This window comes from Nocardia sp. NBC_00416 (assembly GCF_036032445.1).
Taxonomy (GTDB): domain Bacteria; phylum Actinomycetota; class Actinomycetes; order Mycobacteriales; family Mycobacteriaceae; genus Nocardia.
Map to the genome: position 1 here is coordinate 4,813,673 of NZ_CP107932.1, position 11,828 is coordinate 4,825,500.

Consider the following 11,828-nt stretch of genomic DNA (forward strand, 5'->3'; position numbering starts at 1 on the left):
GCATTTCGCGGTCGCGACACAGCGCAGACCGCGTGGGCGGCCCTCAGACCCACTGCACGAGCTGATAGATGATTCCGTTCGAATCGGCTGTCTGGAAGTAACGTTCACCCCACTCCTCGGTCTCGATCGGGGTGACGATCGGGGCGCCCGCCGCTCGCAGGCGCGCGTACTCGGCGTCGATCTCGTCCACCACGAATACCACCAGCAACCCGTCTCCAGCCGCGCCCGCGGCCCGCTCGGGTTTGAAGGTGGACAGGCCGGTGCGCAGGTAGATGAGGTTCATTCCGGAGTCGGGATGGGCCAGGGAGATGAAACCGTCGGCCGCCATCTGCTCGGTGAAGCCGAGGTGCGCGGTCACGAATTCCGCCGACGCGGCCGGATCGGCGACATTGAGCGATAGAGCGGAGCCGGTGATTCGCATGTGACCTCCACGTTCCAGAAACTACGTATGCTGTACGTAGTAATTTGTACCGCTCGCTACCGGAGTTTGAATTGTGATCCATTTCACACACGATGGTCTGGGTGTGCGCACGCACTCGGTCGTTCCGGGCACAACCGGCCCACGTTGGATAACCTCTTGCCATGTCTGACGCTCGGCCGGCCGAGAAGCCCACGATCGCACTGGTACTGGGGGGCGGTGGCCCGGTCGGAATCGCCTGGCTGAGCGGCCTCGCTCTCGGATTACGGGATGCCGGAATCGATATATCGCTGGCGGATCGCATCATCGGCACCTCCGCCGGGGCAGTCGTGGGTTCGATCATCGCGGCCGGAACCGACCTCTCCGCCCTGCTCACCCCCCGGCCGCCGCGTAGCGAACCGGCCCGCCACGATTACACGCCGCTACTCGAGATCGCCTCACTCCTGCGCGCCGTCGACCAGGACCGCGACCTGGTGCTCCAACGGGTCGGCGAGCTGGCGCTGGGCGCCGACACCGGCGACCCGGCCGCGCATATCGACCGCATCGGATCCCTCGTCGGATTCGCCGACTGGCCCGAGCGCGAATTGCTGATCACCGCCGTCGATATCGGATCGGGCACGCTGACCGCCTGGACCCGCGAGGGCCCGGCCACCCTCGTCCAGGCGCTGGCCTCCAGTACCGCCGTCCCGGGAGTCTTTCCGCCGATCGAGATCGCCGGCCGGCACTACATCGACGGCGGCGTGCGCTCCACCGTCAACGCCGACCTCGCCGTCGGTTACGACGCGATCGTGATCCTGGAACCGCTGGCGCACATCTATCCGCGCACCCGCGCGGACCGCGCGCTGGGCAACGCCCGGGAGGTCTCGGTGGTACCGGACGATATCGCGATCGCCGCGTTCGGCACCGACCTGTTCGCCGATGCCGCGCTCGGCCCCGCCTACGAATCGGGACTCCGCCAGGCGGGCGGGGCCGCGGCCGAGCTCGAGGAATTCTGGCCCGTCGCTCGCCCGGCCGGATAGGCGGCGCGGACCGAGCCTTCAGATCGCGCGGGGTCCGCGAGCGGCGCGCAATCCGGTCCGGGAATGGCCGGAGCGAGCGGCGGACGGCTGGATCAGCGCCGGGTCGATACCGATGCGCTGGGCGAATTCGCCGAGGCCGGGGGTCGCCGGATCCATACTGAGCAGATCCGCCACCGTCGACCGGACCGACTTGTGCCGATAGAGCCGTTCGGGGGCGAGCGCCTCCGCGTCCAGCAGTAGGGCGAGGGCTCGCTCCGGACTGCGGCGCTGAGCCCAGGCACGAGCCGTATCGATGAGCAACCGGACGTGGTTCGCGGGCGACAGGCGTTCCCGGTCGATCTTTCCGGCCAGCCTGATGGCGGTACCGGCGTCGCCGAGTTCCACCGCGGCGGCGACTTCGTACAGGTCCACGGCGGTGGGACCGAATTCCGTGTGGTGGTCGTCGCGGTCCGCACCGAGGTCGCCGGCGACCCGGCGCGCCCGCAGGATCAACTCGTAGGCTTCGTCGGCCTCTTCCGTGCACGCCGCGATGATCGCGAGCTGGAGGGTGAGCGCGCCGTACACACTCAGCGCCTGCGGCGCCGACCGGCCGAGTAAACCCTCGAGCACCTCGCACGCGGACGCGGCGGTCTGTTTCGCCTGGTCGAGCCGATGGGAGCGCTGGAACACGTCGGCGAGGCGCAGCGCGCCCGCTGCCATGAGAATCGGGTCCGCGGCGTGCTGAGCATCGGCCATCGCGCGATCGGCGGCCACCCAGGCCGCATCGAACTGCTGGAGATCGGTCAGCGCGATCGCGTAGGCCTGATAGGTCACGGCCAGCAGTTCTCCGGCCGCGCCGGAGTCGGCGTGCACCGCCGCCGCCACGAGGGCGGGCAGCAGCGACTCGAGTAGGTCCAGCAGTTCCGCGTAGCGGCCCTGCCGGGTGAGCGTCCAGGCGGATTCGGCGTCCCGGGCGAACCGCGCGAAGTCCGGCTCGGGGCCGGCGCCGGACACCATTGCGCGCAGGGCGTGATCAGTGGTCAGCAGCAGGCGCAGCGGTACGGCGTCCGCAGGGATCTGTTCAGCCCGGGCCGTGGGCGCGGTCGGCGCCAACTCCGCGACGGGCATATCGAGCACGTCGGCGATACGTTCGAGCACGTCGAGTGCCTTGACCGGGCGCACACCGCGCTCCACTTGCGACACCCACGCCTCGGATCGCTTGATCAGCGGCGCGAAATCACGCTGGGACAGTCCCTTTCGCGCACGGTAGTAGGCGATTTTGCGACCGATCGCGGAATCGTGGTCGGTCATCGGCCGAGCACGACCTGCGCCGTGACCGGAGGCCGGCCTCGTCCGTGCGGGTGCGCGGCGGGAGCCCACCGGCGGGATGCGGACGCCGGGTCGAGCGTTGCCGTACTCATCGGGTCGTGCGTTTCGAAGCGTGGCACCAGTTCTCGCATATCTGGCTCCTTCGGTGCGACTCCGGCTCGTGGCCGATCGGAGGACTACAGCTCTTCACAAATGCTAACCAGTAATTCACTACTGTCGGAGTAGTGAATTAATCCATTGTCGATCCGGATGCGGCGCCCCGGAACGGACCGCGCGGGAGCCCCCGAATAACCGAATACCGTGACGGAATCCCACCCCGCGGTCCGCTCGTCACCCTATATCGACAAGGGCCGGGTGAAACAGGTTCGATGCCCCATCCGACAGCGCCGGCCCGGCCCGGAATCGTTGCCGTACACGAATTTCGACCCGCCCACGCGCGGAGTCCCATACGGGTCGCACCCGCACGGTAGCTGCCCCGGACACGATGCAGTAATATAAGTCAAAACTTATACAAGGAGGAAGATATGGGTTTGCTCACCGACCCTGCCGCCATCGCGGGGCTGGTCACCCGCGAGGTGCGCACCGGCGAACGACTGGGGAACCCCACCCGGATCGCGATCGCCCGGCGCTCCTATGCCACCGACCGGGACGATCTGTGGGCGGCGGTCACCGATATCGACCGGATTCCGCGATGGTTCCTGCCGATCACCGGGGAGTTGCGCGTCGGCGGCAAGTATCAGCTCGAAGGAAATGCGGGCGGTGCGGTCGAGGAATGCGACCCACCGGAACGTTTTGCCGTGACCTGGGAGATGGGTCCCATGGTTTCCTGGCTCGAAATCCGGCTCGAGCCCGCCGCCGGCGGAACCACTCTGGAACTGGTGCACGAAGCACCGGTCGACCCGGATATGTGGAAGCAATTCGGTCCGGGAGCCGTGGGCGTGGGCTGGGATCTGGCACTGATGGGTCTGGGACTGCATCTGGACACCGGAGCCGGAGTCGATCAGGCGGCGGCACTGGAATTCCCGGGCACGCCCGAAGGCCTCCTGTTCGTCCGCACCGCCGCGGCCGGATGGGCCGACGCGGCGATCGCCGACGGCGACGATCCGGCACTCGCTCGAACGGCCGCGGAAGCGACCACAGCGTTCTATACCGTCGATCCCGAAGGAGAACCGCGATCCTGACGGCTCGTTCTTCGCCGGAGCGAGTGTTCGAGGCGCTCGGCGACCCGGTGCGACGCGCGATCCTGCAGATGGTGGCCGATGGTGAGCAACCCGCCGGCACCCTCGTCTCCGGTATCCGGGAGCACGCGCCGATCTCACAGCCCGCGGTGTCCCAGCACCTCAAGGTGTTACGCGAGGCCGGGCTGGTACAGGTGCGCTCGGAAGGCAACCGGCGAATCTATGCCCTGGAACCGGCCGGAATCGCGGTGGCGCGGGAATGGCTCACCGGGCTGGTGGACCCACTGGCACAGTTCACTCAGCCCCTCGATGCCCTCGCCACCGAGGTCGCGCGGGGCACACGCGCACGTCGTGAAAAGACAGCCGATCCGCGGCCGACCGGCCGCGAGATCCGCCCCGCCTGACCGTCCTCGAACGAGTGGTCGCTCAGCCCCACGCCTGCTATACAGCTGAGATGCGACGGTGGACGACAGGGGCGGCGATCAGCCTGACCGCCGTCCTGATCGTAGTGGTCGGCGGCTATTTCCTGATGAACTCGCGGACCCACCAGCTGTCCGGGCGGCTGGTGGACCGCGTGGACACCCGCGAGAAAGTGGTCGCCCTGACACTGGACGACGGACCCACCGAGCACGCTCGGGAAGTGCTCGACCTACTCGACGCCGCCGGTGTTCCCGCCACCTTCTACCTGAACGGCCGCGATCTGGCCGCACGACCCGAACTCGGCCGTGCGATCGTGGCGGCCGGCCACGAGATCGGCAATCACACCTACACCCACCGGCGGATGGTGTTCGTCTCCCCCGAAACGGTCGCCGGCGAGATCGAGCGCACCGACGTCGAGATCCGCCGGACCGGCTATCAGGGTGAGATCACCTTTCGCCCGCCCTACTGCAAGAAACTCTGGACGCTGCCGGACTACCTGGCCGACCACGACCGCACCACGGTCACCTGGGACGTCGAACCCGAGGACGGCAACACCACCACCGATGCGATGGTCGCCGACGCGGTGGCCCGGGTACGCCCCGGTTCGATAATCCTGCTGCACACCATGTTCGGCGGCGGCGCGAACGCCCGGGCCGCCATCGGACCGATAGCGGCGAAACTGCGGGCGCAGGGGTACCGATTCGTCACGGTCTCGGCCCTGCTCGGCCACGCGGACCCGGGCAGCTCCTGATCCCTCCGGCCCTGCTCGGGTGAGATGGACCGCATCGGCGGGTAGGTTCGGACGCAGAGCCGCACGACCCGCAGTCGCGATCCGCTGCCGCGGCCGGAACGGATTGTTTCCACCCGAAAGGTGCAGATTGATGGTTTCGGAGTCGCGACCGCGTATCGCCCCCGGCCGTATCCGCGAGCTGGGTCCGGTCAACTGGGCAGCCTGGCAGGTGCTCTCCCGAGCGTCCGGAACCGCCGACGCGCAACTGTTCAGCACCCTCGGCCGAGCCGGCCGGCTCTTCCGCGGCTGGCTGCACTACTCCGGAATGCTCATGCCGGGCGGGCGGTTACGCCGCCACGAGAGCGAACTGGTGATCCTGCGAGTCGCGCACCTGCGTGATTGCGCCTACGAGATGGATCACCACATCCGCCTAGGGCGCCGTGCCGGAGTCACCCCGGAGATCCTGGAGCGGGTTCGCGCAGGCGCCGACGCGGACGAATGGACCGATAAACACCGGGCGCTGCTCACCGCCGTCGACCAACTGGTCCGCACCCGCGATATCGACGACGCGACCTGGGATCATCTGTCCACCTACTACGATGACCGCCGCCTCATCGAAATCGTGCTATTGGTCAACCAGTACGAAGGACTGGCCGCCACCATCACCACATTGCGCATCCACCGCGACGAATTCTGACCTGCCCCGACCGCCGGAGTCACGCGAGCTTCCGTTGTCGCCCGGTGACGCTGGTCCGATCCGCGACGACATGCTGGTGAAGAGCGTCGACCGTTCCACTGCGGCCTTACGCGGCGCGGTCAGCGGCCGCCGATGAACACTGCCGCGGGCAAGAAGATCTCGTGTCCGGAGTCGAAACGGATCGCGACACCCTCCGGACTCCACCGCGCGGACTCGAGTTCCGGGTCGCGGTTGCCGGTGATCTCGAAATGCACCGGATGCCCGTACCCCAGTCCCGGATCGCGGCCCACCATGATCACATCCGGCAGGCGGCGGTGCAGCAGCCAGCTCTCCTGCCGCAGCAGACCGGCGTGATAGTTCGCGCCGTCGTATTCGATGCCGGCGGGCTGGGATTGCGTCCACACGACCCGGGTGCGCACCAGCTGGGTGTCCAGGAATACCGCGGTGAGCAGGATCGCGAACAACAACAGAGCCGCTGTCACGCCGAGTATCCAGCGCAGTCCGGGTATCCCCCGGCGTACGGGCGGCAAGGGGTCCGGGGTCACCGCCGGAATATAGCCCGGATGAGGGTCGCGCGTCCTGATAGATAGGGACATATCGGTGAAATCGGGCCAGGCCGTCGATATCGTGAACCAGATCCGTCGACACAGTTTTCCGCCGATACGAAGCGGCCCGGCGCCCGATGCAGGTCGCATCGGGCGCCGGGCCGGATATCGCAGGTCCGGGAAAACCGGAATCTGGTCAGAAGTTGATCATGTGCCCGGCCAGCCCGTGGATGGCCTCCTGGAGCGCCTCGCTCAGGGTCGGGTGGGTGTGCACATTGCGGGCCAGCTCGTTGACCGTGAGATCCCACTTCTGCGCCAGCGTCAATTCGGGCAGCAGCTCGGAGACATCCGGGCCGATCAGATGCCCGCCGATCAGTTCGCCGTACTTGTTGTCGGAGATCAGCTTCACGAAACCGGTCGCGTCGCCCAAGCCGTGCGCCTTGCCGTTGGCGGTGAACGGGAAGGTCGCGACCTTCACGTCGTAGCCCTCGTCGCGCGCCTGCTGCTCGGTGAGACCGAAGCTGGCGACCTGCGGCTGGCAGAAGGTGGCGCGCGGCATCATCCGGTAGTCGCCCAAGGGCAGAGTCTCCGCGCCGCCGATGGTTTCGGCCGCGACCACGCCCTGCGCCTCCGCGACGTGCGCGAGCTGCAGTTTCGCCGTGACGTCACCGATGGCGTAGATATGCGCGACATTGGTGCGCATATTGTCGTCGATGGCGATGGCGCCGCGGTCGGTGAGCGCGACACCGGTGTTCTCCAGGCCGAAGCCCTCCACCCGGGGCGCGAAGCCGACGGCCTGCAGCACCTTGTCCACGGTGACGGTCTCGACCGAGCCGGATTTGTTGTCCTTGATCGCGACGGTGACCTTGGAACCGTCGTCGTCGATGGACTGCACCGCGGCACCGGTGCTGATGGTGATACCGAGCTTCTTGTACGCCTTGGTGATCTCCTTGGAGACATCGGCGTCCTCATTGGGCAGCGCCCGGTCCAGGAATTCCACGATCCGCACGTCCACGCCGTAGTTGCGCAGCACGTATCCGAACTCCATACCGATGGCGCCGGCGCCGACGATGAGGATCGAGCCGGGCAGGTCGCGGGTGAGGATCTGCTCCTCGTAGGTGACCACGTTCTGGCTCAGCGAGGTACCCGGCAGCAGTTTGGTGTTCGTGCCGGTGGCGATGATGACGTTGTCGAAGGTGATCGACTCGGTGCCACCACTGCTGAGCTCGACCGAGAGGGCGTTCGGGCCGGTGAACGAGCCCTTGCCGTCGTACTCGGTGATCTTGTTCTTCTTCATCAGGAAGTGGACGCCCTTGACGCGGCCGTCCGCCACCTTACGGCTCCGGTCGAACGCCGCTCCGAAGTCGAACGACGCCTCCCCGGTGATACCGAAGGTCTTGGCTTCCTTGGTGAAGATATGGGCCAGCTCCGCATTGCGCAGCAGGGCCTTGGACGGGATGCAGCCCACGTTCAGGCACACGCCACCCCAGTATTTCTGCTCGACGATCGCTGTTCGCAGGCCGAGTTGAGCGGCGCGGATCGCGGCGACGTAACCGCCGGGACCAGCACCGAGAACGACGACATCGTAGTGGGAAGTCACGGTGTCGAGCCTAGCTCTCCCCTGGTGGCCGGGCCCACCCCACCCGTCACCGCTGGTGAGCGGGATCACGGCCCGCCCGGACCGCACCGCCGACCACCTCCGGCCTGCCTTCGGCCGGCCGCGTGACCACCCGGACGATTCCGGCGAGCACCAGGATCGCCAGGGCGATCGCCACCGCCGCGAATCCGAATCCGCCGGCGGCGAGCGCGAGGCCCCCGATGATCATTCCGGCGGGCACGCCCGCCGCGTTCACGAAACCTTCGACCGAGCTGAAACCACCCAGCGCCCGGGTCGGCAACGCGACCTGGACCAGGGACTGCCAGATGATCCCGGCCACCGACACCGCCCACCCGGCGATCAGACAACCTGCGAACAGCACCGCGTAACCGGCGCTGCCGCGGGCATAGCCGGCGATCGCCACCAGCTCCACGGCGACGGCGACGCCCAGCGAGAAGGACGTGAACCGCCATCCGGCCCGCGGCTGCCCGGCGGCCACCGATACCGACCCGGCCAGACCGGCCAGCGCCATACCGGTCGCCAGCGCGGCCCAGTACCCGCCTTCTCCGGTCCGCGCGACGGTCAGCGCCGGTCCCGCCACCGCCACCACACCGATGGCCACGGATACGGCGAACCACAATCCCACCGACCATCCGAGCCAGGGCATTTCCGCCAATGTCGCGCGCACCGCGCCCCCGTTTCCGGCACGCCGGAATGGTTCGCCGCCCGCCGGACTGTCCGCATCGGCCGGCCGGTCCCCGGCGCTGCGCCGGGCGTACATCAGGGCGAGCAGATTCATCGCGAAGGTCACCGAGTCGAATACCAGGATCCAGACGAACCCGGTCGTTTCCAGGAGCACCACCGCCAGCGCCGGGCCGGCCAGCACGCTCAGGTCGGCGACCATGGCGACGAGCGCGTTCGCGGTGCGCAGATCCGGCGCGGGCACCACCCGGGGGAGCGCGGTCTGCACGGCCGGCCCGTAGAAAGCGGTGGCCGCGCCGTAGATCCCGGCCGAGACCGACATCGCGAGCAGAGAATCGCGGCCGGCGACGACCGAGAACAGCGCCAAACCACCCTGCGCGGCTATCCGCGCCGCATCGGACAGGATCATGACGGTGAACTGATCGCGCCGGCCCGCGGCGATGCCCGCGAGCGGGGTACAGGCGAAGCGCCCGGCCCACAACGCGATCAGGATGATCGTCAGCGAGGCGGCGGAGCCGAATGCCTGCACCGAATACACGGCGAAGGCCACCGGCACGATTCCGTCGGTCGCACCCGAACAGACCGCGCCCGCGAACATTCCGCGAAACGGCCGATCACGTAGTGGGCGCAGCGAGCCGCCGAGGCGAACGCGGAGGGCGGCGGGGTCCATACCTTCGGCATCCTGCTCTCAACGGCGCGTTTTCGGAATCGAATTTTCCGGTGTCGTAGCGGGATTCACCCGAGTAAGAAGGCGACGATGAATCCAACGGCGGTCGCCATCCCCACCCACCAGCCGCCTTCCCGGTAGGCCTCGGGCATGAGGGAATCGGCGAGGACGGCGAGAGTGGCGCCACCGGCGAAAGCCTGGATGGCGCTGATGTGGGTCGCGGCGAGGTGATCGGAGAGCGCGTCTCCCGCGACGGTCACCACGACGAGCACCGCACCGGTGAGGAGCCATAGGGCGAATGCCTTACCGGTGGACACATCACGTTCCCGGTGCAGCAGCGCCGAACCGCCGATCGCCTCCGGCATATTGCCCGCGGCGATGGCGACCAGCAGCACCATGCCGCCGCCCGAACTCAGGGATACACCGAGCGCGGTGTTCTCCGGAACTCCGTCGAGCACGGTGCCGAGCATGAGGGCCCACCCCACCGCTGTCGCGCCTTCCCGCCGCTCCAGGATCCGGTTCGCCACCACGTACACGGCGGCGCCGAGAAAGAGCGCGAGGCCGGCGGTGAAAGCCCCCGCCTGGAGGAAGGCGGGTTCGAACAGTTCGTTGGACACCGCGGCGATCATGGTGCCCGAGCCGAATGCCATCAGCGAGGCGAGCAATGGTTTGGGCAATGTGGTGCGCAAACCGATCGCCGCACCGATCAGCAATGGAATTGCGGTACCCAGCCCATACAGCAGTGCGGTTCCCATAAGGTGAACACTATGTGTTGCCGCGTTGTTGCAATGGTCGTGCGCGGCCGAAACAAATTATTCTAGAATCTCCCTCTAAAATAACGCGGACCAGCGCGGATCCAAGTATTGTCCGTTTTGGCGGCTTCAACGGCGACCCGGTTGCGGGTAGCCAACTTTCGGCAAACCCCCACCGCGCCGCCGGAATGCCACGAAAGGCCCGATCGATGACGAGAAGATCGGGCTTTTCGGTATTGTTCTGCGCGATGTCACAGGAAGCGAATTCGGGACGAAGGTATGCCGGCCAGCCCGTAGAAGATCGGCAACGCGAACGGCGCGCGCGTTTTCTCGAATCCGGCCTGACGGTTTTTGCCCGAGACGGGTATGCCAATAGCTCGGTCGGCGCCATTTGCAAAGACGCGGGGTTGTCCTCGCGCCAGTTCTACGAGGAGTTCACCGGCCGCGAATCCTTACTTCTGGAACTCTTCGCTCTCATAGACCGGGAATCCCGGGCTGCGGTACTCACCTCGCTCGACGACAGCGCCGAGCAGAGCTCACTGGAACGGATCGACGCCGCGATCCGTGCCTATGTCCAATCCATCGGCACCGATATGCGACGGGCTCGGGTCGTGCTCGTCGAAGTGGTCGGCGCCGGAACCAAAGTGGAGAAGATGCGCGGCGAATCGCGCCGCGCCTGGAGTTCGGTGCTGGCGCGGGCCGCCGAGGACGCCGCCCTACACGGCGAGATACCGTCCGGCGACTACGACCTGCGCATGCTCGCCATCATCGGCGCCGTCAACTACGTGGTGGACGGATGGAGCGGCGCACAGCCCCAGCAGGCGCTCGATGAGGTGATCCGGGTGCTGAGCAGGATCATCGTAGGGGCGATCCGGGCCTGATCGCAGCAGCCGCCGGCCGCAGGGACCGGCGGCTAGCCTTGACCCGATGGAGACCGTTCCGATCCAGATGCCGGACGGCAGTACCGTGCCGGTCCGGCTGCTACCCGCCGCCGGACCGCACCGGCATCCGGTCACGCTGGACACACCCCGCCCGGTGCTGGTCCTGATACCCGGACTCGGTGTGCCCGGCGAGTACTACCTGTACTTCGCCCGGGAGCTCGCCCGGCGCGGTATCGACGTCGCGGTGGGCGAACTGCGCGGCAACGGCGACAGCCTGCCGAAACCGAGTTCGTCGAGCACCTACGGGTACCACGAACTCGCCGCCGTCGATTTCCCGGCGATATTCGAGGTGGTGCGCAACCGTTTCCCCGACAGCACCCCCTACCTGCTCGGACACAGTATGGGCGGGCATCTGTCGGCGCTCTACGCGGCACGGATCCGCGGCCGCCTCGCGGGACTGATCCTCGTCGCGTCCGGAACCCCCTACTATCGGGGCTTCCGCGGACTGCTCGGTCCCGGCCTGCTGGTCGGCACCGCCGCGGTCTCGCTGACCGCCGGCCTCGCCGGGGTCTGGCCCGGGGACAAACTCGGACCGAACGGTTTCGGCCGCCAGTCGAAGGTACTCATCACGGATTGGGCCCGGCTGGCCCGCACCGGCCGTTTCACCCCCGCCGACGCCGATATCGACTACGAGGAACGCCTGGCGCGGCTGAAACTGCCGGTGCTGTCCATCACCATGTCCGGCGACGAACTGACCCCCCGCGCCGCGGCACGCCACCTGCTGGACAAACTTCAGGCAGCGGACACGACCACCTGGCACGAGCCCCGGCCGCTGGGGCACAACGGCTGGATCCAGGACCCGCACAGCGTGATCGACCGTATCGAGAAATGGCTACACGACCGGTAGCCGTCCA

General features: G+C 67.6%; 13 protein-coding genes. 7 read left to right on the top strand and 6 right to left on the bottom strand.

Annotated features, from left to right (window positions below; all coding sequences use genetic code 11):
* Positions 1–43: 43 nt before the first annotated feature.
* A complete protein-coding gene (locus OG804_RS20610; protein WP_328388915.1) occupies positions 44–421 on the bottom strand; it encodes a VOC family protein in 378 nt (125 codons plus the stop codon).
* A gap of 161 nt (positions 422–582) precedes the next feature.
* Here OG804_RS20610 and OG804_RS20615 point away from each other — a divergent pair, with 161 nt between their 5' ends.
* Entirely contained in the window at positions 583–1,437 is an 855-nt protein-coding gene (locus OG804_RS20615) for a patatin-like phospholipase family protein (RefSeq protein ID WP_328388917.1), read from the top strand.
* A gap of 18 nt (positions 1,438–1,455) precedes the next feature.
* Here the strand turns inward: OG804_RS20615 and OG804_RS20620 are convergent, their stop codons facing one another.
* A complete protein-coding gene (locus tag OG804_RS20620; protein WP_328388919.1) occupies positions 1,456–2,727 on the bottom strand; it encodes a helix-turn-helix domain-containing protein in 1,272 nt (423 codons plus the stop codon).
* 542 nt (positions 2,728–3,269) lie between these two features.
* Here OG804_RS20620 and OG804_RS20625 point away from each other — a divergent pair.
* From OG804_RS20625 to OG804_RS20640, 4 genes are all read left to right on the top strand, one after another.
* Positions 3,270–3,926, top strand: a complete 657-nt coding sequence (locus OG804_RS20625; protein ID WP_328388921.1) for an SRPBCC family protein — start codon at positions 3,270–3,272, stop codon at positions 3,924–3,926.
* A gap of 23 nt (positions 3,927–3,949) precedes the next feature.
* Entirely contained in the window at positions 3,950–4,327 is a 378-nt protein-coding gene (locus tag OG804_RS20630) for an ArsR/SmtB family transcription factor (RefSeq protein ID WP_328388924.1), read from the top strand.
* 50 nt (positions 4,328–4,377) lie between these two features.
* Complete coding sequence (locus OG804_RS20635) at positions 4,378–5,094, top strand: polysaccharide deacetylase family protein (protein ID WP_328388926.1); 717 nt, start codon at positions 4,378–4,380, stop codon at positions 5,092–5,094.
* Between the two features lie 130 nt (positions 5,095–5,224).
* Positions 5,225–5,770 carry a carboxymuconolactone decarboxylase family protein gene (locus tag OG804_RS20640; protein WP_328388928.1) on the top strand — a complete coding sequence of 182 codons (546 nt, stop codon included), beginning with the start codon at positions 5,225–5,227 and terminating at the stop codon, positions 5,768–5,770.
* Between the two features lie 119 nt (positions 5,771–5,889).
* Here OG804_RS20640 and OG804_RS20645 read toward each other — a convergent pair whose 3' ends face one another.
* From OG804_RS20645 to OG804_RS20660, 4 genes are all read right to left on the bottom strand, one after another.
* Entirely contained in the window at positions 5,890–6,315 is a 426-nt protein-coding gene (locus OG804_RS20645) for a hypothetical protein (RefSeq protein WP_328388930.1), read from the bottom strand.
* A gap of 196 nt (positions 6,316–6,511) precedes the next feature.
* On the bottom strand, positions 6,512–7,915 hold the full coding sequence (gene lpdA, locus OG804_RS20650; protein ID WP_328388932.1) for a dihydrolipoyl dehydrogenase: 1,404 nt from the start codon (positions 7,913–7,915) through the stop codon (positions 6,512–6,514).
* Between the two features lie 46 nt (positions 7,916–7,961).
* On the bottom strand, positions 7,962–9,284 hold the full coding sequence (locus OG804_RS20655) for an MFS transporter (protein ID WP_328388934.1): 1,323 nt from the start codon (positions 9,282–9,284) through the stop codon (positions 7,962–7,964).
* 65 nt (positions 9,285–9,349) lie between these two features.
* Positions 9,350–10,036, bottom strand: coding sequence for a ZIP family metal transporter (locus OG804_RS20660; RefSeq protein WP_328388936.1), 687 nt, complete (start codon positions 10,034–10,036; stop codon positions 9,350–9,352).
* A gap of 245 nt (positions 10,037–10,281) precedes the next feature.
* Here OG804_RS20660 and OG804_RS20665 point away from each other — a divergent pair, with 245 nt between their 5' ends.
* Together OG804_RS20665 and OG804_RS20670 are read left to right on the top strand one after the other, a co-directional pair.
* Entirely contained in the window at positions 10,282–10,914 is a 633-nt protein-coding gene (locus OG804_RS20665) for a TetR/AcrR family transcriptional regulator (protein ID WP_328388938.1), read from the top strand.
* 46 nt (positions 10,915–10,960) lie between these two features.
* Positions 10,961–11,821, top strand: a complete 861-nt coding sequence (locus OG804_RS20670) for an alpha/beta hydrolase family protein (protein WP_328388940.1) — start codon at positions 10,961–10,963, stop codon at positions 11,819–11,821.
* Positions 11,822–11,828 lie beyond the last annotated feature (7 nt).